17 protein-coding genes are annotated in these 20,692 nt (G+C 73.4%); 12 read left to right on the forward strand and 5 right to left on the reverse strand.

What is annotated here, in order from left to right; genetic code table 11:
* Positions 1-174: 174 nt before the first annotated feature.
* From argC to ACFYXS_RS30225, 6 genes are read left to right on the forward strand one after another with little or no spacing between them, the layout of a single operon-like run.
* Complete coding sequence (argC, locus tag ACFYXS_RS30200) at positions 175-1,203, forward strand: N-acetyl-gamma-glutamyl-phosphate reductase (protein ID WP_389253840.1); 1,029 nt, start codon at positions 175-177, stop codon at positions 1,201-1,203.
* Complete coding sequence (locus ACFYXS_RS30205) at positions 1,200-1,415, forward strand: hypothetical protein (RefSeq protein WP_389253842.1); 216 nt, start codon at positions 1,200-1,202, stop codon at positions 1,413-1,415. Before argC ends, ACFYXS_RS30205 begins: the two co-directional genes overlap by 4 nt.
* Positions 1,412-2,563: a bifunctional glutamate N-acetyltransferase/amino-acid acetyltransferase ArgJ gene (argJ, locus tag ACFYXS_RS30210; RefSeq protein ID WP_389253844.1), complete on the forward strand. Its 1,152-nt coding sequence runs from the start codon at positions 1,412-1,414 to the stop codon at positions 2,561-2,563. The genes ACFYXS_RS30205 and argJ overlap by 4 nt, the downstream gene beginning before the upstream one ends.
* A complete protein-coding gene (gene argB, locus ACFYXS_RS30215; RefSeq protein ID WP_389253846.1) occupies positions 2,560-3,501 on the forward strand; it encodes an acetylglutamate kinase in 942 nt (313 codons plus the stop codon). The genes argJ and argB overlap by 4 nt, the downstream gene beginning before the upstream one ends.
* The gene (locus tag ACFYXS_RS30220; RefSeq protein ID WP_389253848.1) at positions 3,498-4,727 is read left to right on the forward strand and encodes an acetylornithine transaminase; all 1,230 of its coding nucleotides are present in this window, start codon (positions 3,498-3,500) and stop codon (positions 4,725-4,727) included. Before argB ends, ACFYXS_RS30220 begins: the two co-directional genes overlap by 4 nt.
* Before the next feature lie 7 nt (positions 4,728-4,734).
* A complete protein-coding gene (locus ACFYXS_RS30225; protein ID WP_389253850.1) occupies positions 4,735-5,274 on the forward strand; it encodes an arginine repressor in 540 nt (179 codons plus the stop codon).
* A 43-nt stretch (positions 5,275-5,317) separates the two neighbouring features.
* On the opposite strand, the gene ACFYXS_RS30230 is transcribed toward ACFYXS_RS30225, so the two are convergent.
* The 4 genes from ACFYXS_RS30230 to ACFYXS_RS30245 are packed head-to-tail and all read right to left on the reverse strand — an operon-like array spanning position 5,318 to position 8,855.
* A complete protein-coding gene (locus ACFYXS_RS30230; RefSeq protein ID WP_389253851.1) occupies positions 5,318-6,097 on the reverse strand; it encodes an SDR family oxidoreductase in 780 nt (259 codons plus the stop codon).
* 34 nt (positions 6,098-6,131) lie between these two features.
* Complete coding sequence (locus ACFYXS_RS30235) at positions 6,132-6,869, reverse strand: FAD:protein FMN transferase (protein ID WP_389253853.1); 738 nt, start codon at positions 6,867-6,869, stop codon at positions 6,132-6,134.
* Positions 6,870-6,913: 44 nt separating this feature from the next.
* Entirely contained in the window at positions 6,914-7,462 is a 549-nt protein-coding gene (locus tag ACFYXS_RS30240; RefSeq protein WP_389253855.1) for an FMN-binding protein, read from the reverse strand.
* Between the two features lie 7 nt (positions 7,463-7,469).
* Positions 7,470-8,855 carry a ferric reductase-like transmembrane domain-containing protein gene (locus ACFYXS_RS30245; protein ID WP_389253857.1) on the reverse strand — a complete coding sequence of 462 codons (1,386 nt, stop codon included), beginning with the start codon at positions 8,853-8,855 and terminating at the stop codon, positions 7,470-7,472.
* A 309-nt stretch (positions 8,856-9,164) separates the two neighbouring features.
* Here ACFYXS_RS30245 and ACFYXS_RS30250 point away from each other — a divergent pair, with 309 nt between their 5' ends.
* The 5 genes from ACFYXS_RS30250 to ACFYXS_RS30270 all read left to right on the forward strand — a co-directional run bounded on the left by ACFYXS_RS30250 (position 9,165) and on the right by ACFYXS_RS30270 (position 18,478).
* Positions 9,165-10,358 (forward strand): argininosuccinate synthase, encoded by a 1,194-nt coding sequence (locus ACFYXS_RS30250; RefSeq protein WP_389253859.1) that lies wholly within the window; start codon positions 9,165-9,167, stop codon positions 10,356-10,358.
* 93 nt (positions 10,359-10,451) lie between these two features.
* The gene (argH, locus tag ACFYXS_RS30255) at positions 10,452-11,879 is read left to right on the forward strand and encodes an argininosuccinate lyase (protein WP_389253861.1); all 1,428 of its coding nucleotides are present in this window, start codon (positions 10,452-10,454) and stop codon (positions 11,877-11,879) included.
* A gap of 117 nt (positions 11,880-11,996) precedes the next feature.
* The gene (locus ACFYXS_RS30260) at positions 11,997-12,560 is read left to right on the forward strand and encodes a TetR/AcrR family transcriptional regulator (RefSeq protein WP_389253863.1); all 564 of its coding nucleotides are present in this window, start codon (positions 11,997-11,999) and stop codon (positions 12,558-12,560) included.
* Positions 12,560-13,996, forward strand: a complete 1,437-nt coding sequence (locus ACFYXS_RS30265) for an MFS transporter (RefSeq protein ID WP_389253865.1) — start codon at positions 12,560-12,562, stop codon at positions 13,994-13,996. Before ACFYXS_RS30260 ends, ACFYXS_RS30265 begins: the two co-directional genes overlap by 1 nt.
* Positions 13,997-14,062: 66 nt before the next feature.
* Positions 14,063-18,478, forward strand: coding sequence for a tetratricopeptide repeat protein (locus tag ACFYXS_RS30270; RefSeq protein WP_389253868.1), 4,416 nt, complete (start codon positions 14,063-14,065; stop codon positions 18,476-18,478).
* A 9-nt stretch (positions 18,479-18,487) separates the two neighbouring features.
* Here the strand turns inward: ACFYXS_RS30270 and ACFYXS_RS30275 are convergent, their stop codons facing one another.
* Positions 18,488-19,144, reverse strand: coding sequence for a lysophospholipid acyltransferase family protein (locus ACFYXS_RS30275; protein WP_389253942.1), 657 nt, complete (start codon positions 19,142-19,144; stop codon positions 18,488-18,490).
* 302 nt (positions 19,145-19,446) lie between these two features.
* On the opposite strand from ACFYXS_RS30275, the gene ACFYXS_RS30280 reads away from it, so the two are divergent.
* The gene (locus ACFYXS_RS30280; RefSeq protein WP_389253871.1) at positions 19,447-20,646 is read left to right on the forward strand and encodes a glycerophosphodiester phosphodiesterase; all 1,200 of its coding nucleotides are present in this window, start codon (positions 19,447-19,449) and stop codon (positions 20,644-20,646) included.
* Positions 20,647-20,692 lie beyond the last annotated feature (46 nt).

Genomic DNA, 20,692 nt, shown 5'->3' on the forward strand with positions numbered 1-20,692 from the left:
CCGGCGCCGGCCCCTCATCATCACTTCGCGTTTGCGCGGGGGTCGGGTCGATGCCGCCTGTCCGCAGCGGTCTCCCGGCACGGTGCGCGGAACGGGCGTGACCAGCGGGATCGTGCAGGGCTTTGCATAAAAGTTCCGGCGGCCGTATAGTCATGCCATCGAGGAGGAGGGTCCATGGCATTCCGGGCAGCGGTGGCGGGCGCGAGCGGTTACGCGGGCGGAGAGGTGCTGCGCCTGCTACTCAACCACCCCGAGATCGAGATCGGCGCGCTCACCGCGAACTCCAGCGCCGGGCAGCGCCTCGGCGGCCTGCAGCCGCACCTGCTGCCGCTCGCGGACCGCGTCCTGCAGCCCACCGACCCCGAGGTGCTCGCCGGGCACGACGTGGTCTTCCTCGCCCTGCCGCACGGCCAGTCGGCGGCCGTGGCGGAACAGCTCGGGGAGACCGCGCTGATCGTGGACTGCGGCGCCGACTTCCGGCTCGCCGACCCCGCCGACTGGGAGCGTTTCTACGGCAGCCCGCACGCCGGGACCTGGCCGTACGGCCTGCCCGAGCTGCCGGGCGCGCGCACCGCGCTCGCCGGGACCCGCCGCATCGCGGTGCCCGGCTGCTACCCCACCGCCGTCTCCCTCGCGCTCTTCCCGGCGTACGCGGCCGGACTGGCCGAGCCCGAGGCCGTGGTCGTCGCCGCGTCCGGCACCTCCGGCGCGGGCAAGGCGGCCAAGCCGCACCTGCTCGGCAGCGAGGTCATGGGCAGCATGACCCCGTACGGCGTCGGCGGCGGCCACCGGCACACCCCTGAGATGATCCAGAACCTCTCGGCGGCCGCCGGTGAGCGCGTGACGGTCTCCTTCACCCCGACGCTGGCCCCCATGCCGCGCGGCATCCTCGCCACCTGCACCGCCGCGGCCCGGCCCGGCGTCACCGCCTCCGCCGTGCGCGCCGCGTACGACAAGGTGCTCGCGGACGAGCCCTTCGTGCATCTGCTGCCCGAGGGGCAGTGGCCCGCCACCGCGTCGGTCGTCGGCTCCAACGCCGCGCTGGTGCAGGTCGCGTACGACGAGGCGGCCGGCCGGATCATCGCCATCAGCGCCATCGACAACCTCACCAAGGGCACCGCGGGCGGCGCCGTGCAGAGCATGAACATCGCCCTCGGCCTGCCCGAGGAAGCCGGCCTGAGCACCGTCGGGGTCGCGCCGTGAGCCCGACGACGATCAGCCCCGCCACCCGCGCCCGCCGCGCCGTCGCCGTCCTGCTGACCCGGGCGGTGCCCTGCGACACCGCTCCCGGGACCGGCGGCGCCACCACGGCCCACACGGCCACCGACCCGTACCCGGGTCACCCGGGCACCACGACGAAGTCCGCCCCCACCCGGTGGGCCACCGCGGAAGCGACGAAGGAGACCACAGCGTGAGCGTCACGGCAGCGCAGGGATTCACGGCGGCCGGCATCGCCGCCGGGATCAAGGAGAACGGCAACCCGGACCTGGCCCTGGTGGTCAACAACGGTCCGCGCCTCGCCGCGGCCGGCGTCTTCACCTCCAACCGCGTCAAGGCCGCCCCCGTCCTGTGGTCCGAGCAGGTCCTGCGCGGCGGCCAGGTCTCCGCCGTCGTCCTCAACTCCGGTGGTGCCAACGCCTGTACGGGCCCGCTCGGTTTCCAGGACACCCACGCCACCGCCGAACGCGCCGCGGCCGTCCTCGGCCACAGCGCCGGCGAGGTCGCGGTCTGCTCCACCGGACTCATCGGTGTGCGCCTGCCCATGGACAAGCTGCTGGCGGGCGTGGACGAGGCCGCCGCGGCCCTGTCCCCGCACGGCGGCGAGAAGGCCGCCATCGCCATCAAGACCACCGACACCGTCCACAAGACCGCCGTCCACGACGGCGAGGGCTGGAGCGTCGGCGGCATGGCCAAGGGCGCGGGCATGCTCGCCCCCGGCCTCGCCACCATGCTGGTCGTGATCACCACCGACGCCGACCTGGACTCCGCCACGCTGGACAAGGCGCTGCGCGCCGCCACCCGCACCACCTTCGACCGCGCCGACTCCGACGGCTGCATGTCGACCAACGACACCGTGCTGCTGCTGGCCTCCGGCGCCTCCGGCGTCGCCCCCGCGTACGAGGACTTCGCCGCCGGCGTCGAGCGGGTCTGCGCCGACCTGGCCCGCCATCTCATCCGCGACGCCGAGGGCGCCTCCAAGGACATCAGGATCGAGGTCGTGGGCGCCGCGACGGAGGACGACGCGGTGGAGGTGGGCCGCTCCATCGCCCGCAACAACCTCCTCAAGTGCGCCATCCACGGCGAGGACCCCAACTGGGGCCGGGTGCTCTCGGCGATCGGGACGACCTCCGCGGCCTTCGAGCCCGACCGCCTGAACGTGGCCATCAACGGGGTCTGGGTCTGCAAGGCCGGCTCCGTCGGCGAGGACCGCGACCTGGTCGACATGCGCTACCGCGAGGTGCACATCACCGCGGACCTCGCCGCGGGCGACGAGACCGCGACGATCTGGACCAACGACCTGACCGCCGAGTACGTCCACGAGAACAGCGCCTACAGCTCATGAGCGCCCGCAAGCACACCGCGCTGCCCAAGGCGCAGATCCTCGTCGAGGCGCTGCCCTGGCTGACCCGGCACCACGGCAGGACCGTCGTGGTCAAGTTCGGCGGCAACGCCATGGTCGACGAGGAGCTGAAGGCCGCGTTCGCCCAGGACGTCGTCTTCCTGCGGCACGCCGGGCTCAAGCCGGTGGTCGTGCACGGCGGCGGCCCGCAGATCAGCGCGCAACTCGACAAGCAGGGCCTGGTCAGCGAGTTCAAGGCGGGGCTGCGGGTCACCACGCCCGAGGCCATGGACGTCGTGCGGATGGTGCTGGCCGGGCAGGTGCAGCGCGAGCTGGTCAACCTCCTCAACCAGCACGGCCCCCTCGCGGTCGGCATGACCGGCGAGGACGCCCACACCATCAGCGCCACCCGGCACCGTCCGGTCGTCGACGGCGAGGCCGTCGACATCGGCCGGGTCGGCCAGATCACCGCGATCGACACCGGCGCCATCGAGGCCCTGCTCGACGACGGCCGCATCCCGGTCGTCTCCTCCATCGCCCGCAGCGCCGACGCCGGCGACGGCGCCGGGGTCTACAACGTCAACGCCGACACCGCCGCCGCGGCCCTCGCGGCCGCCCTCGGCGCCGAGACCCTGATGGTCCTCACCGACGTCGAGGGACTCTACGAGGACTGGCCCAACAGCGACGAGGTCATCAGCCGGCTGACCGCGAGCGAGCTGGAGAAGCTGCTGCCCGAGCTGTCCAGCGGCATGGTCCCCAAGATGGAGGGCTGCCTGCACGCCGTGCGCAACGGCGTGAACACCGCCCGGGTCATCGACGGGCGCGTCCAGCACTCGATCCTGCTGGAGATCTTCACCGACGAGGGCATCGGCACCATGGTGGTGCCCGACGCCGCGAACGGCATCGCGAACGCAAACGCGCACCAAGGGGGACGGGCATGACCGGGACCGGGAACCACGGCAACCAGAGCAACCAGGCGCTCACCGAGCGCTGGCAGGGCTCCCTGATGGACAACTACGGCACACCGCGGCTGCCCCTGGTCCGCGGCGAGGGCGCCACCTTCTGGGACGCCGACGGCAACGCGTACCTGGACTTCCTCGGCGGCATCGCGGTCAACGCCCTCGGCACCGCGCACCCCGCCGTCGTGCGCGCCGTCTCCGAGCAGATCGCCACCCTGGGCCACGTCTCCAACTTCTTCGTCGCCGAGCCCACCGTCGCCCTCGCCGAGCGGCTGCTGCAGCTGTCCGGCCGGCCCGGGCGCGTTCTCTTCTGCAACTCCGGCACCGAGGCCGTCGAGGCCGCCTTCAAGATCGGCCGGATGACCGGCCGCACGCACATGGTCGCGACCCAGGGCGGCTTCCACGGGCGCACGATGGGGGCCCTCGCGCTCACCGGGCAGCCCAAGAAGCAGGAGGCCTTCCACCCGCTGCCCGGCGACGTGACGCACGTGCCGTTCGGGGACACCGAGGCGCTGCGCGCCGCCGTGACGCGGGAGACCGCCCTGGTCGTCCTGGAGCCGATCCAGGGCGAGAACGGCGTGGTCGTGCCGCCGGCCGGCTACCTTGCCGCGGCCCGCGAGATCACCCGCGCCGCCGGCGCCCTGCTCGTCCTGGACGAGGTGCAGACCGGCATCGGCCGCACCGGCCACTGGTTCGAGCACCAGGCGCAGGGCATCGAGCCCGACGTCGTCACCCTCGCCAAGGGGCTCGGCGGCGGACTGCCCATCGGCGCGGTCCTCGCCTTCGGGCCCGCCGCCGACCTGCTGACGCCCGGTCAGCACGGCACCACCTTCGGCGGCAACCCGGTCGCCTGCGCCGCCGCGCTGGCCGTCCTCGACACCATCGCCGCCGACGGCATCCTGGAGAACACCAAGCGGCAGGGCGAGAAGCTGCGGCAGGGGATCGAGGCGCTGGGCCACCCACTGGTCGATCAGGTGCGTGGTGCGGGCCTGCTGCTGGGTATCGTGCTCACCGAGCCGCTCGCCGCCCAGATGCAGAAGGCGGCTCAGGACGCCGGACTCCTGGTGAACGCCGCCGTACCCGACACGGTGCGGCTCGCCCCGCCGCTCATCCTGGGTGACGCGGAGGTGACGGCCTTCCTCCGGGCGCTGCCGGGGGTGCTGGACGCCGTCCAGGCCCAGCACGAGGGATCGCGAGCCGGAGAATGACACGACGATGAGCGAGGCGCAGCAGCAGGGCGGCGGAGCCGCGGCCGTACCGCAGACCCGGATGGCACGCCACCGGCGGATCGTGGACATCCTCAACCGGCTCCCGGTGCGGTCGCAGAGCCAGCTCGCCAAGCTGCTGGCCGACGACGGGCTGACCGTCACCCAGGCGACGCTCTCCCGGGACCTCGACGAGCTCGGCGCCGTCAAGATCCGCACCAACAACGGTGAGTTGATCTACGCGGTGCCGAGCGAGGGCGGATTCCGCACGCCGCAGGCGCCGCTGGGCGAGTCGGTGAAGGAGGAGCGCATGCGCCGCCTGGCCAGTGAACTGCTCATCTCCGCCGAGGCCTCGGCCAACCTCGTCGTCGTGCGCACGCCCCCGGGCGCGGCGCAGTTCTTCGCCTCGGCGATCGACCAGGCCGAGGTGTACGACATCCTCGGCACCATCGCGGGCGACGACACCGTCATGCTGATCAGCCGCGACCCCTCCGGAGGGCAGGCGGTCGCCGACCACCTGCTGCGCCTGGCCGGCGGCGCCGAGCGCTGAGCCCGGCGCCGTGCGGCCGTCCGGCGAGCGGCTGGGCGGGAGTTCAGACGACCGGGCTGAGTCCGCCGTCGAGGTTGATGCCCGTGCCCGTCACATAGGCGGCCCGGTCCGAGAGCAGGAACGCGACCAGGTCCGCGAACTCCCCGGCACGCCCCACCCGGCCGAGCGGGATGCCGGACTCGCGGCCCATCGTGGCGTACAGCTCCTCGACGGTGATGCCCCGCTCCGCTGCCTGGCGGTCCCACTGCCCGCTCTCGACGAGGCCGACCAGCACCGCGTTGACCCGGATGTTGTCGGGGCCGAGCTCCTTGGACAGCGCCTTGGTGAGCGCCAGGCCCGCGGCCCGGGACACCGAGGTGGGGGTGCTGCCCGCCCCCGGTGCCTTGGCGGAGACGGCGAGCGTGTTGACCACGCTGCCCCCGCCGGCGGCGCGCAGGTGCGGCAGTACCAGCCGGGTCAGCCGGACCGCGGCGTGCAGCTTGAGGTCCAGGTCCTCCTCCCACACCGAGTCGTCCTGGCGCTCGAAGAATCCGGCCGCGCTGCGGCCGGCGTTGTTGACCACGGCGTCGACGCGCCCCCAGCGGCCGTCGGCGGCGGAGACGAAGCGCTCCAGGTCCTCGGCACGGGTCACGTCGGCGGGGACGCCGAGGACATCGGCCCCGGCGGCACCCAGGTCCTTGACCAGGCGCTCGATGCGCTCGGCGTCGCGGCCGCACAGCGCCACCTTGGCGCCCTCGGCGGCCAGCCGCCGGACCAGGGCCGCGCCGAGTCCGTCGGACCCTCCGGTGACGAGCACGACCTTGTCGCTCAGATGCAGATCCATGGGACGCATTCTGGCCCCTGCGAACCGCTGATCGTCAAGCGCTCAACTGCGCCGTGAGCCCCCCGAATCCCCGTGTCTGCCAGGTCGAGCCGTCGGCGGTGACGGCGAACGCCTCAGTTCCGGGGAGTTCTTCCAGCCACTCCCGCGCGGCCGGGCCCATCGCGTACCCGGCGGTGGCCCGCACGTCGGCGTCGGTGAGCCCGGAACAGACCACGGTGAGCGAGGCGAGCCCGCCCTCGGGCGGCGCGCCGGTGCGCGGGTCGAGGATGTGGCAGCCGCGCTCGGCGGGACCCGAGGTGGCGACGGCGAGCTCGCCGTCCGCGCACTCCACCACGGTCGACAGGCCGCCCGGCCGCAGCGGGTCGGCGATGCCCACCCGCCACGGGCCGCCGCTGAGCTGGACGTCCCCGCCGCCGTTGACGCAGACCGACTCCGCGCCGGCGGCGGCGATGGCGCGCGCGGCGCGTTCGACCGCCCAGCCCTTCACCAGCCCGGTGGGGTCGGGCGCGCTGTCCGGCCCCGCGTAGCGGAGCGTGAACCAGCCGCCGGTGGCGAGTTCCGCCTCCGCGCACCGCCGGAGCACCTCCCGTACCTCGGGGGAGCAGTCCTGGGGGCCGAGTTCGCCGCGGCCCAGCCGGCTGACCTCGCTGTCGGGGCGGTACGTGGAGAACAGCGCGTCGGCCTCGTGGAGCCCGACGACCGCCGCCTCCAGGGCCGCCCGCACCCGCGGGTCACGGGCGCCGCGGACGTCGAAGGAGAACACCGTACCCATGCAGTGTTCGACGTGGCGCAATCGAGGGGGGTTGTCGGACACGGTCAGACACCGGCCTTGTCCAGCGCGCTCTGCAGGGACTGCTGGTAGCCCTGGCTGGTGAAGGAGGCGCCGGAGACGGTGTCGATGGCCGCGCTCTGCGCGGTGACCGCCGCCTGGTTGAGCCTCGGGATCGCGGAGGCGGTCAACTGGTCGCTCATCGGAGTGCCGTTCGGTGCCTGCACGGCGGTCGCCGCGGTGATCCGCCGGCCCTCCACGGTGATGCTGACCTGCACCGGCCCGTAGCTGGTCTGCGCCACGTCCCCGGTGACCGTCCGCTTGGCGGGCGCGGCCGGCGCCGCGGGCCGGGCGGACTGGGCCGGGGAGCCGGTCGGCGTCCGGCGCGCCGGTCCGGACGGCTCGGTCACCGGCACGGTCGGGTCGCCGCCCGCCGCGGAGGGCTCCGCCGACACCGGCGGCTGCTGCGGCGCCGGGGCCCCCGCCTGCGAGGCGAAGGGCGCCGTCGTCGGCTTCAAAGCCAGCAGCAGCACGATGCCGGAGACGGTCGTCGCACCGGTCAGGACGATCCGGCGCAGCGGATGCTTCTTCTTCACGGGCACCTCACAGCTCGAAGGACTCGTGGTGGATGCGGCGTTCGGGCACTCCGGCCTCGCGCAGCGCGGAGTAGGACTCCTCGGCGAGCCCGGGCGGCCCGCACAGGAAGACGTCGTGCTCCTCGATGTCCGGGAGCATCCTGCGGAGCGCCTCCGCGGTGATCTCCGGACGGGCCCCGCTCGGGCCGTTGACCGCGTAGACCAGGCGGGCGCCGCGCTCGGCGGCGATCTCCTGCAACTCGGCCCACAGCGCCAGGTCCTGCTTGCTGCGAGCCCGGTAGAGCAGGGTCAGGTCGCCGCGCGCGGCCGGCAGCGTCTCGAACAGCGCACGCAGCGGGGTGATGCCCGCGCCGCCCGCCAGCAGCAGCACCTTGCCGCCGCGCCGCCGCGAGGCGGTCATCGCGCCGTACGGCCCCTCCGCCCACACGCGGGTGCCGGGCCGCAGCCCGGCCAGTGCCGAACTGTGCCCGCCGACCGCCTTGACGGTGATGCGCAGCAGGTCGGGCCGCGGCGGCGCGGACAGCGAGTACGGGTTGGAGCTCCACCGCAGCCCCTCGGACATGAACCGCCAGCGGAAGAACTGGCCGGGCTCCGCTCCCAGCCGGTGCAGCCGCCGCCCCTTGATCAGCACCGACACCACGCCGGGCGCCTCCTCCACGGTCTCCTCGACCCGCATGCGGTGCTTGAGGTTGAGCCGGACGGGGACCAGCACGCGGTACCACAGCACGAGGGCGGTGACCGTGCCGTAGAGGGCGTACCAGACGGCGCGGGCCGTCGCGTCGCCCGCGAACTCCGCGCCGGTGGCGAGCTGGTGCCAGAAGGTCAGGTAGACGGCGGCATAGGTGAGCAGGTGGAGGTAGTACCAGGTCTCGTAGCGCAGCCTGCGGCGCAGCGCGCCCGCCGAGAGGAAGCCGATGAGCAGGAGCAGCCCGGTGCCGATCGTCGCCTTGATCATCTCGGGGTAGTCCAGCACGACGCTCGTTGTCTGCCGGGTGATCGGCAGCCCGGACTGCGCGGAGTAGCCCCAGAGGATGAGCACGACGTGCGCCACGACCAGCGAGATCGCGTAGCGGCCGGTCATCGCGTGCCAGCGGGCGACCCGGTCGGAGCCGACCCGCCGCTCCAGGGCCGGGACCCTGGCCATCTGGAGCACGACGAGGGAGATCGCGTAGCCGCCGAGCAGGCCGGTGATCCGGCCGGCCGCGATCAGCCGGTCGGCCGTGACCGGCCGGACGTAGGGGGTGTTGCCCCACCACAGCCAGACGACCCCGGCGGCACCCGCCCAGGCCAGCAGGAGCAGGGGGACCGCGGGGGAGCGGCGGGGACGGATCCGGCGCATGGCCTGCCGTCTGCCCGCCCTGCTGTTGTGGATCATCGTGCTCGTGGCCGCCATGCGCTGGGGTACGGGCGGGAGTTCGAGGCGACTCAAAGCAGGGCTTCGCCTGACGTGCGGGGCGGGGCTGTGCTAGGCGCTGCGCGCGGTGCACCGTGGTGAGGCGCGGGCGTGGTGCGGGTGGCCGGGTGCGGGTCGTGGATGGCCGGTCGCGCGGTTCCCCGCACCCCCTTCGCGGCGCGTTATCGCGCCTTGCGCACCGCTGCGACCAGGGACGACACGCTCGATTGACGAAACATACGGGGGAGTGCATACTTATACCCATCAGCGTATGCACCCCTCAGGCCTCGCGCACCAAAGGAGAGACCCGTGACCGAGCGCGTCGTACTCGCCTACTCGGGCGGACTGGACACCTCCGTCGCCATCGGCTGGATCGCCGAGGAGACCGGCGCCGAGGTCATCGCAGTGGCCGTGGACGTCGGCCAGGGCGGCGAGGACCTGGACGTGATCCGCAAGCGGGCGCTGGCCTGCGGCGCGGTCGAGGCCGAGGTCGCCGACGCCAAGGACGAGTTCGCCGACGAGTACTGCCTCCCGGCGATCAAGGCCAACGCCCTCTACATGGACCGCTACCCGCTGGTCTCCGCCCTCTCCCGGCCCACCATCGTCAAGCACCTGGTGGCCGCCGCGAAGAAGCACGGCGCCTCCGTCGTCGCCCACGGCTGCACCGGCAAGGGCAACGACCAGGTCCGCTTCGAGGCCGGCATCTCCTCCCTCGCCCCCGAGCTGAAGTGCATCGCCCCGGTCCGCGACTACGCGATGACCCGCGACAAGGCGATCGCCTTCTGCGAGGAGAAGAACCTCCCGATCGCCACCACCAAGAAGTCCCCGTACTCGATCGACCAGAACGTCTTCGGGCGGGCCGTCGAGACCGGCTTCCTGGAGGACATCTGGAACGCCCCGATCGAGGACGTCTACGAGTACACCCAGAACCCGGCCACACCGCGCGAGGCCGACGAGGTGGTCATCACCTTCAAGCAGGGCGTCCCGGTCGCCATCGACGGCAAGCCCGTCACCGTCCTGCAGGCGATCCAGCAGCTCAATGAGCGCGCGGGTGCCCAGGGCATCGGCCGGATCGACATGGTCGAGGACCGGCTGGTCGGCATCAAGTCCCGCGAGGTCTACGAGGCGCCGGGCGCGATCGCGCTGATCACCGCCCACCAGGAGCTGGAGAACGTCACCGTCGAGCGCGAACTCGCCCGCTACAAGCGGCAGGTCGAGCAGCGCTGGGGCGAGCTGGTCTACGACGGCCTGTGGTTCTCCCCGCTCAAGCGGGCCCTGGACGGCTTCATCGACGAGGCCAACCAGCACGTCTCCGGTGACATCCGGATGACCCTGCACGGCGGCCGCGCAGTCGTCACCGGCCGCAAGTCCGCCGAGTCGCTGTACGACTTCAACCTGGCGACGTACGACACCGGTGACACGTTCGACCAGTCCCTCTCCAAGGGCTTCATCGAGATCTTCGGCATGTCGTCGAAGATCGCCGCCAAGCGCGACCTGGCCTAGTCAGTAGCCTCGACCACGGCAGCCCGCCTCCCCGCCCGTGCCACGGCGGGGAGGCGGTCGCACATCGACCCACCGACGGAAGCGAGCGAAGAGTTGAGCAGCAACACCGGTGACGTCCGGCTCTGGGGCGGCCGTTTCGCCGACGGTCCCGCGGAGGCGCTGGCCAGGCTGTCGGCGTCCGTGCACTTCGACTGGCGGCTCGCGCCGTACGACATCGCCGGCTCCCGCGCCCACGCGCGCGTGCTCACCACGGCGGGCCTGCTGACCGAGGACGAGCTCACGCGCATGCTGGCCGGCCTCGACCAGCTGGAGGCCGACGTCGCCGACGGCAGCTTCACCGGAACGATCGCCGACGAGGACGTCCACACCGCGCTGGAACGCGGCCTGCTGGAGCGGCTCGGCCCCGACCTCGGCGGCAAGCTGCGCGCCGGCCGGTCCCGCAACGACCAGGTCGCCACGCTCTTCCGGATGTACCTGCGCGACCACGCCCGCGTCATCGGCGGCCTGATCGCCGAGCTCCAGCACGCCCTGGTCGCTCTGGCCGAGGCGCACATCGACGTCGCGATGCCGGGCCGTACGCACCTGCAGCACGCGCAGCCGGTGCTCTTCGCGCACCACGTCCTCGCCCACGTCCAGGCGCTGTCCCGGGACGCGGAGCGGCTGCGGCAGTGGGACGTGCGCACGGCCGTGTCGCCGTACGGCTCCGGCGCGCTGGCGGGGTCCTCGCTCGGCCTGGACCCGGAGGCCGTCGCGCGGGACCTCGGCTTCGAGCACGGTTCGTCGGCCAACTCCATCGACGGCACCGCCTCGCGGGACTTCGCCGCCGAGTTCGCCTTCATCACGGCGATGATCGGCGTCGACCTGTCGCGGATCGCCGAGGAGGTCATCATCTGGAACACGAAGGAGTTCTCCTTCGTCACCCTCCACGACGCCTTCTCGACCGGCTCGTCGATCATGCCGCAGAAGAAGAACCCGGACATCGCCGAGCTGGCGCGCGGCAAGTCCGGCCGCCTCATCGGCAACCTCACCGGCCTGATGGCCACCCTCAAGGCGCTTCCGCTCGCGTACAACCGCGATCTGCAGGAGGACAAGGAGCCGGTCTTCGACTCCTGCGACACCCTCGAGGTCCTGCTGCCGGCGTTCACCGGGATGATGGCCACCCTCACCGTCCACCGCAAACGCATGGAGGAGTTGGCGCCGGCCGGTTTCTCGCTCGCGACCGACATCGCGGAGTGGCTGGTCAAGCAGGGCGTTCCGTTCCGGGTGGCGCACGAGATCGCCGGTGAGTGCGTCAAGGTCTGCGAGGCCGAGGGCATCGAGCTGGACCAGCTGACCGACGAGCAGTTCGCCAAGATCTCCGCGCACCTGACCCCCGAGGTGCGGACCGTGCTCGACGTGCCCGGTGCGCTGGCCGCCCGCAACGGCCGGGGCGGCACGGCGCCGTCGGCGGTCGTCGTCCAGCTCGCCGAGATCAAGCGGGACCTGGCCGTCCAGCTGGCCTGGGCGCAGGCCAAGAGCTGACCTGACCGGCCGCCTGTCCGCCTCTCGACATGGCCCGGCCGGGGCCCGAGACCCCGGCCGGGCCCCTTTGCTGTCGCGGATGAGACGTCGATGTCTCATTCGGAGTACCCTTGTCTCATGAGTTTCGATCGTGAGCAGGTCCTGCGCGACACGGCCGACCTGCTGTCCCGCCGCGCCACCGCCTCCATGGACGAGATCGCCAAGGCGGCGGGCATCAGCCGGGCCACCCTGCACCGGCACTTCCCGGGGCGGGACGCGCTCGTGCGCGCCCTCGGCACGCTCGGCATCGAGCAGACCGAGGAGTGCCTGGACGCGGCACGCATCGAGGAGGGCGACCCCGTCGAGGCCGTCCGCCGGCTCATCACCGAGGCCATGCCCGTCTCCGGCTTCCTCGCCTTCCTCTACGGAGAGAACCAGCTCTACGACCTGGACGAGATCAACGACGGCTGGGCCCGTATCGACGCACGCGTCGCCGCGCTCTTCCGTCGGGGCCAGGAAACCGGAGCCTTCCGCTACGACCTGACCCCCGCCTGGCTCGTCGAGGCGCTGTACGCGCTGATCGCCGCCTCCGCCTGGTCCGTCCTGGACGGCCGGATGGCCCGGCAGGACTCCGCGCGCATGGTCACCGACCTGCTGCTCGGCGGTATGCTGCGCGCCCCCCGCGAGGCCGGGAGCACCTGATGGCCACCCTCGCCCGCGTCACCACCCCCCGCCGAGGGGACCGCGGCCACCCCTCCCGCTGGCTCGCGCTCGGCGTGCTCACCCTCGCCCTGCTGCTCGTCGCCGTCGACGCCACCGTCCTGGGCCTGGCCATCCCCTTCCTCACCGAGGACCTGCGGCCCACCTCCACGCAGTTGCTGTGGATCGGCGATGTCTACTCCTTCGTCATCGCCGGCCTGCTGGTCTCCATGGGCAGCCTCGGCGACCGCGTCGGCCGCAAGCGGCTGCTGCTCACCGGCACCGCCGCCTTCGGCGCGCTGTCGGTGTTCGCCGCGTACGCCACCACGCCCGGGACGCTCATCACCGCCCGCGCGCTGATGGGCGTCGCCGGCGCCACCCTCATGCCGTCGACCCTGGCCCTGATCCGCACCCTCTTCCCCGACGCGCGCGAGCGCAGCTTCGCCATCGGTGTGTGGGGCGCGGTCTCCACCGCGGGCGCCGCGCTCGGCCCGGTCGTCGGCGGCCTGCTGCTGGAGCACTTCTGGTGGGGCTCGGTCTTCCTCATCAACCTGCCGGTGATGGCCGTACTGCTGATCATCGGCGTACGCCTGCTGCCCGAGTCCCGCGACCCCGGCCGCGGGCCGTGGGACCCGGCGAGCGTCCTGCTGTCGCTGCTCGGCATGTTCGGCGTCGTCTACGCCGTCAAGCAGCTGGCCGTCCACGGGCCGGGACCGGTCGCCCTCGGGGCCGGGCTGCTCGGCGCGGCCTGCCTGTACGGCTTCGTCCGCCGTCAACTCGCCCTGCCCGCACCGCTGCTGGACATGCGGCTGTTCCGGCACCGGGGCTTCTCCGGGGCGGTCCTGGCCGACCTGCTCACGGTGCTCGGGCTGGCCGGGACGGTCTTCTTCCTCTCCCAGTTCCTCCAGGAGGTCCAGGGCCGCTCCCCGCTCCAGGCGGGCCTGTGCGAACTGCCCGCCACGCTCGGCGCGGCGGCGACGGGCCTCTTCGCGGGCGCCGCCGCCCGGCGCTGGTCGGTGCGGGGCGCCGTCGCGGGTGGCCTCGGCGCCACCGGTCTCGCGCTGGTCGCCCTGCTGGCCCTGCGGCCCGACTCGGGCTACCTCTTCCTCGGTCCCGCCCTGCTCGTCGTCGGCGCGGGGGCCGGGCTCTCGTACACCGTCACCGCCGACGTCATCCTCTCCAGCGTCCCGCCGGCGCAGGCCGGCGCCGCGTCCGGCGTCTCCGAGACGGCCTACGAACTCGGCGCGGCCCTCGGCATCGCCCTGCTCGGCTCCATCGTCACCGGCATCTCCGGCGGCCCCGCCTCGGCCGCGCCCGCGGCCTTCACCGACGGACTGCGGGCCGCTTCCGCCGTGGGCGGCGGCGTCCTGCTCCTCGCGGCGGCGGCGGCCTGGCGCCTGTTGCGCGGCCAGCGGCTCGCGGGCGGGACGCCGCGTTAGCCACAACCCCCGGTTCGCGGGGGCGAGTCGTCCGTATGCTTCCGATACCCGCGGGGAGGGAGCGCCATGAGCACGGACGCACAGCCCGGTCAGGACACCGACGTCCTGGCCGTCCTGAGGGAGTACACCCTCGACTGCCGCTACGACGAGACCGAGGCGCTCATCGGCGCCGCACTCGCCCGCGCGGCCGGCGATCCGGAGCGGGCCCGACTGCACGTCGCACGGGGCAGGTTGCGGCTGCGGCAGTACGAACACCGGGCCACGCTGGAGGAGTTCGCGCTGGCACTGACCCACGACCCGGCCTGCGGGGCGGCCGCCGGGTGGCGTGTGGCGGCCCTCGACCGTATGGGCCGGCGCGACGAGGCCCTGGCCGAGGGCACGGCGGCCGCGGCACGGCTCCCGGAGGCCGTGGACGTCCACACGGCGCTGGGCTGGGTGCACCACGGCGAATGCCGCTGGGACGAGGCGCTGGCGGCATTCGAGCGGGCCACCGCCGTCGGGCCGCGTCATGCGGAGGGCTGGATCGGGGCCGCCTGGACCCGCGCCGAGCAGGGCGACACGGCGGCGGCGCTCCGGGGCCTGGAGGACGCCGAGGACGGTGCGGCCGACCCCGTCGAGATCCGTTGCGCGGCTGTACGGATCGCGGCGAGCCGGGCCGCGACCGGCCTCGCCCACGTCAAGCTGACCTCCGCCCGCTCCCTCGACCGCGACGACATCGCCGTGCTGACGGCGGAGATCCTGTACGAGAGCTGCCGCGGCGCCCACCAGGCCGCCGCGGAGGCGGCCGAGCGCCTGGTCCTCCGGTACGGCCGCCGGCCCGACGCGCACGTCGAACACGCCACGGCCCTCCTCGACCTCGGACGGTGGGACGAGGCGATCGCGGCCTGCGACCGGGCGCTCGCGATCGAACCGCGCTGGGCGCCCGCATGGCAGCACAAGGCCGAGGCGCAGCGACTGCGCGGCGATGTGGCGGAAGCGGTCGCCACGGGGCGCCGGGGGGTGGAGGCGTGCCGGTACTCGCCGGGCGTCAGGCTCGAACTGGCCGCCGCCGAGGAGGCCGACGGAGCACTCGACCGTGCCGTGGCCCTCACCGAGCAGGCGCTGGCACTCGACCCCTGCTCCGACTGGGGGCTGCGCGTCCGTGCCGATGTGCTCGGGAGGACCGGCGCGCTGGACGAGGCCGTCGCGGTCGCCGAACACGGAGTGCGGCTGCGCCCCGCGAGCCCGGAGGCGCTCGGCACCCTCGCCGGTGCCCTGTACGAGGCGGCCCGGCACGACGAGGCCCTCGCCGCACTGGAGCGCGCCAGGGAACTCGCCCCCGACAACACCTCCCTGGTGGAGAGCACCCTGGCCGTGCTGCGCACCACCCACCGCTGGGAGGAGGCGGAACGCCTGATCACCGCACTCCGGGAGGGCGACCGGGAAGGACGCATGGAGGCCCTGCTCCTGGAGCAGAGAGGCTCCCTCGCCTTCGTGCGGGGGTCCTACGCCCGCGCGTTGGAGGACTTCGAGGCGGCGCTGCGGGCGGACCCGGGCCACCGTACCGCTGCCCGGGTACGCATCAGGTCGCTGGAGAGGCTCGGTCGCCTCGACGAGGCGACAGCCGCCGCACGCACCCGCGTCGAGGCCGACGCCGACGACGTGGAGGCCCATGTGACGCTGGCCCACGTCCTGTTCGCCGCGGAGCGCGTCGACGACGCGGTGGCCGCGATCCGGAGTGCCCTCACGCTCGACCCCCGTTCCGCGGAGGCGCATCTGGCGCTCGTCGACATCCTCCGGGGGACGGAGCGGTGGGACGAGGCCTCCGCCGCACTGGAGGAGGCCGCCCGCCGGGGTGTGCCGGCCGGTTCCCTGGCGGCCCGGCGCGGCTGGGTGGCCCTGGGAGAGGACGACCACGAAGGGGCCCTGGCCGCCGCCGAGGAGTGCCTCCGCCTGTATCCGGACGACGCGGAGGCACTCGAACTGCTCGTCTCGGCGCACACGGCTCGCGGCGACCGGCCCGCGGCCGAGGCCGCCGCGCGCCGGGCCGCCGCGGCCTGGCCCCGTTCCGCGCTGGGCCCCTGCCTGCTCGCCCGGTGCTTCGGCGAGCAGGACCGCCGGGCCGAGGAGTGCGAGGCGTACGAGGAGGCGCTGCTGCGCGAGCCGGACCACCGTGACGCCCTGCTCGGCAGGCTGGCCGTGCTGCAGGGCCTGGGGCGCTGGGACGAGGCCGAGGGCGCCGCCGAGCACGCCGCCGCCCTCCGGCCCGACGACCCGGAGGTGCTGGAAGCCGTGGGATGGCTGTACTCGGCACTGGAACGGCCCCTCGACGGCATCCCGTTCGCCCGGCGCGCGACGGAACTCACCGGCGGTGCCTGGGACAGCACCCAGTTGCTCGCGTGGCTCCTGCGCCGTTCGCGGCGCTGGGACGAGGCGGAGGAACTGCTGCGCGGCTGCGTCGACCGCGACCCGGAGTCGGTGAACGCCCTGATGGACCTCGCGTACTGCCTTCGCGACCGGGACCGTGACGAGGAGTGCCTGGAGACCGTCGACCGCGCCCTGGCCCTGCGGCCCGACCGCGTCCGCACCCTGACCTTCCGGGTGGAGGTCCTGTGCGCGATGCGGCGGTGGACCGAGGCGGAGGCCACGGCCCGGAGGGCGCGCAGCCTTCACCCCGAGATCGCCTCCGGGCATGTCGCGACCGCGTACGTGCTCACCGCCACCCACCGCCGTGAGGAGGCACTGCCCCACCTCCGGCGGGCCCTGCAGCTCGTACCGGAGCACGAATGGGCCTGCCGACTGATGGTCGACACCCTGGTCGGGCTGGGCCGCTTCGAGGAGGCCGGACAGACAGCGCAGGCCCTCCTCGGCAGGGTGCCGAACGCGGTGTCGGTGCGCTGTCGCCTCGCCTCCGCGCTCCGCGGGCAGCACCGGTTCGACGAGGCCCTGGCCCAGTGCGAACGCGCCTTGGCGGACGATCCGTACAGCGTGGCCGCCCACGAGCAGCGGGCCGACGCGCTGCGCGACTGCGGCAGCGTCGACGAGGCGGAGCGGGCCATCGAGGAGTTCACCCGGGGCCGGCCGCACCTGACGTCGATCGGGTTCGAGCTGGCCGCGGTGCACGCGGAACGCGCGGACCTGACCGCGGCCGGGCGGGTCCTGGAGGACGTGCTGGCGTCCGCGGCCGGTCCGCTCGAACGGGCCGAGGCCCGTGCCGCCATCGGATGGGTGGCCCTGCTGGACCAGCGTCCGCTGGACGCGGCGGAGGACTTCGGCGAGATCCTGCGCCAGTGGCCGCACGACCACGACTTCCGCGTGGGCCGCGCGTGGTCGCTGGTGCGACTGGCCGGCCTCGCTCCCGGGAGCCCCCAGGCGGACGGCCGTCTCGTCGAGGCCGCCGACCACTGCCGTGCCGTCAGCCGCGAGGACCCCCGCAATGCGGCCGCCCACACCTGCCTCGGGCTGATCGCGCACCGGCGTGGGGAGACGGCCGCCGCGGAACGGCACTTCGCCCGCGCCGTGGAACTGGACCCGTACGGGCGCTGCCACACCGACCTGGGCGCCCTTTATGTGCAGCTCGGCCGGTACGAGGAGGCCGAGACCGTGCTGCGCCGGGCCGTCGGGCTGGACTGGTACGACGTGCAGGCCCACGTCGAGCTCGGGAGCCTTGCGCTGCACAGGGCGCGGGACAAGGAGGGCGACGCCGCGATGGCTGAGGCGGCGAGCGAGTTCCGGCGGGCCGTCGCCGTCGACAAGGACAGCGGGAGCGCCGCCCTCGGGCTCGCCGTGGCGCTGGCGGAGGGCGCGGGGGACCTGGGCGCCGCCGAGGAGGAGCTACGGCGCGTGCTGGGCCGGCCGGGAGTACGGGACCAGCCGCAGTGGCAGTTGCGGCTCGCGCTCGCGCGGCTGCTGGTCCAGGCGGGTGACGCCGAGCAGAGCGACGAGCGCTACCGCGACGCGGGCCAGGAGGCCCGCACCGCGATCCGGCTGGCCGAGAAGGAGGCCGAACCCCACTTCGTGGCGGGTGTCGTGGAGCAGCGCCTCGGCAGCCAGACGGCCGACGTCCGGCTGAAACTGCTGCACCGGCGCCGCGCCCAGCGCTTTCTGACGCGCTGCCGCCGCCTCGACCCGGCGCACCAGGACGCCGGGCGCGCGCTGCGCCTGCTGGAGGAGGACGCGAGGGCGGCCCGCGGGAGCCGCGTCAGCAGCGCGGTACTCGTCCTCGTGGCGACGACGGTCCTCGGCGCGGCCTGGGTGGACTTCCTGTGGAAGCACCATGTCACCGCGGTGATGCTGACGACGCTGACCCCCGTGCTGGCCGGGCTCATCGCCGTCGGCTTCCTGCTGCCGGTGCTGATCCGGCTCAAACTGCCCGGCGGGATGGAGGCCGACCTGACGGCGAGCATCGGGCAGATCTCCCGCGGCCCGCGCGGCGAGGTCGTGCTGACCTCGGCCCGGGTGCCGACCGGCAGCGGCCCGGTCGGCCGGATGCCCAGACTCTGAGACCGAAGGTCACGCCGCCGTCGCGTGGTCGGCGGCCTTGGCCGCCTTCGCCTTGGTGGCGTAGACGTCGACGTACTCCTGGCCGCCCAGCCGCATGACGTGGCTCATGACCTCGTCGGTGACGGCGCGCAGCACGTAGCGGTCGCGGTCCATGCCCTCGTAGCGCGAGAACTCCAGGGCCTTGCCGAAGCGGACCGTGAAGCGGTGGATGCGGGGCACGCCGGCGCCGCCGGGCTGGATGCGGTCCGTGTCGACCATGGCGAAGGGGACGACGGGGGCGCCGGTCATGAGGGCCAGGCGCGACACGCCGGTGCGGCCGCGGTAGAGGCGGCCGTCGGGGGAGCGGGTGCCCTCCGGGTAGATGCCGAAGACCTTGCCCTCGTCGAGGATCCGACGTCCGGTCATCAGGGCGGCGACACCGCCGTGGCCGCCGTCGCGGTCCACGGGGATCATGCCCACGGAGGTGAAGAAGGCCGCCATGAGGCGGCCCTTGACTCCGGGGGTGGTGACGTACTCGTCCTTGCCGATGAAGAAGACCTGCCGCTTGACGACGAGTGACAGGAACATCGAGTCGATGAAGGTGACGTGGTTGCCGGCGAGGATGACCGGGCCGTCGCCCGGGATGTGCTCCGCGCCCTCGACCCTGGGGCGGAACAGAACGCGCATCAGTACTCCGAGCAGCGCCTTGAGGATGATGCGGAACAACGGGTCCTCCGGTCGTGGTCGGCAGAGGTCCGGCGGGACTCTGCGCAGGGTCTCGCTCACCAGTGTGCGCCTCCCCCGTCGACGACGATACTTCCGCGGCGCCGCGACACGCACACCGGGTTCACACGACCGACACGCATTGTTGATACGCGTTTCCGCCATGTTCCGACGGCGGCCGCCCGGCTGAAACGACCACCCGCCTACGATGCGCCCGTCGCTTGACAGGGACCGGACATACGTTCGGCCGATTCGAGGGAGCGCACATGACGCACGAGCAGCGGGGCCAGGACCAGGGCCGGGGTCCCGGTCGCCGGGCACTGATCGGAGCGGCGGCCGCCTTCGGGGCCGGCGCCTCCGTCCTCGGTACCGCGGGGAGCGCGGCGGCGAACGGGCGCGAGTCCTCGCACGAATCGTCGCACGGTTCCTCGCACGGGCCGGTGAGAGCCCTTCCCGTGCCCACCGTCGTCGGCCACCGCGGCGCCAGCGGCTACCGCCCCGAGCACACCTTCGGCTCCTACCAGCTCGCGCTGGACCTCGGCGCCGACGTGATCGAGCAGGACCTCGTCCCCACCAAGGACGGCCACCTGGTCTGCCGTCACGAGCCCGAGATCGGCGGCACCACGGACGTCGCCAAGCACCCGGAGTTCGCGTCCCGCAGGACCACCAAGACCATCGACGGCGTCGCCACCACCGGCTGGTTCACCGAGGACTTCACCCTCGCCGAGCTCAAGACGCTGCGCGCCGTCGAGCGGCTGCCCGCACAGCGCCAGCACAACACCCTCTACGACGGCCACTGGGAGATCCCCACCTTCGAGGAGGTGCTGCGCTGGGCCGACGAGCAGGGCCGCAAGCGCGACAAGGCGGTCTGGCTGCACGTCGAGACCAAGCACCCCACCTACTTCCGCGGCATCGGCCTCGGCCTGGAGGAGCGGGTCGCCAAGCTGCTCCGCCGCTACGACCGGGACCAGCGCAACTCCCCGCTGTTCCTGCAGTCCTTCGAGCCCACCAGCCTCCAGCGGCTCGGCGCGCTCGGCCTGCGCAACCCCAAGGTCTTCCTGCTGGACGCGGCCACCACGCGCCCGTACGACCTCGTGGTGGCGGGCGACCCGCGGACCGTCGCCGACCTGGTCACCCCGGCCGGCCTGAAGTGGATCGCCGGCTTCGCGCAGGGCATCGGCCCCACCGTCAACCTGATCATCCCGCGGGACGCGGCGGGCAACCTCGGCACGCCCACCACGCTGGTGCGCGACGCCCACAAGGCCGGGCTGATCCTGCACCCCTACACCATGCGGAACGAGAACGCCTTCCTGCCGGCCGGGTTCCGCGTCGGCACCGACCCGAACGCCTACGGCGACGCCTTCGGTGCCTTCCAGCTCTACTTCGAGCAGGGCATCGACGGCATCTTCTCCGACAACTGCGACACCGCGCTGCTCGCCCGCGCGGCCTTCGTCAACAAGGCATGACGCCACTGCCGCGCACGGGTGGTTCCCAGGCCAGGGGGCAACCACC

The organism is Streptomyces sp. NPDC002574 (assembly GCF_042889545.1).
Lineage (GTDB): Bacteria > Actinomycetota > Actinomycetes > Streptomycetales > Streptomycetaceae > Actinacidiphila.

Excerpts from the sequence above, each read along its gene's own strand:
- argC (WP_389253840.1), top strand. The coding sequence starts at position 175 with ATGGCATTCCGGGCAGCGGTGGCGGGCGCGAGCGGTTACGCGGGCGGA.
- argB (WP_389253846.1), top strand. The coding sequence starts at position 2,560 with ATGAGCGCCCGCAAGCACACCGCGCTGCCCAAGGCGCAGATCCTCGTC.
- ACFYXS_RS30220 (WP_389253848.1), top strand. The coding sequence starts at position 3,498 with ATGACCGGGACCGGGAACCACGGCAACCAGAGCAACCAGGCGCTCACC.
- ACFYXS_RS30225 (WP_389253850.1), top strand. The coding sequence starts at position 4,735 with ATGAGCGAGGCGCAGCAGCAGGGCGGCGGAGCCGCGGCCGTACCGCAG.
- ACFYXS_RS30230 (WP_389253851.1), bottom strand. The coding sequence starts at position 6,097 with ATGGATCTGCATCTGAGCGACAAGGTCGTGCTCGTCACCGGAGGGTCC.
- ACFYXS_RS30235 (WP_389253853.1), bottom strand. The coding sequence starts at position 6,869 with ATGGGTACGGTGTTCTCCTTCGACGTCCGCGGCGCCCGTGACCCGCGG.
- ACFYXS_RS30245 (WP_389253857.1), bottom strand. The coding sequence starts at position 8,855 with ATGGCGGCCACGAGCACGATGATCCACAACAGCAGGGCGGGCAGACGG.
- ACFYXS_RS30260 (WP_389253863.1), top strand. The coding sequence starts at position 11,997 with ATGAGTTTCGATCGTGAGCAGGTCCTGCGCGACACGGCCGACCTGCTG.
- ACFYXS_RS30265 (WP_389253865.1), top strand. The coding sequence starts at position 12,560 with ATGGCCACCCTCGCCCGCGTCACCACCCCCCGCCGAGGGGACCGCGGC.
- ACFYXS_RS30270 (WP_389253868.1), top strand. The coding sequence starts at position 14,063 with ATGAGCACGGACGCACAGCCCGGTCAGGACACCGACGTCCTGGCCGTC.
- ACFYXS_RS30275 (WP_389253942.1), bottom strand. The coding sequence starts at position 19,144 with ATGCGCGTTCTGTTCCGCCCCAGGGTCGAGGGCGCGGAGCACATCCCG.
- ACFYXS_RS30280 (WP_389253871.1), top strand. The coding sequence starts at position 19,447 with ATGACGCACGAGCAGCGGGGCCAGGACCAGGGCCGGGGTCCCGGTCGC.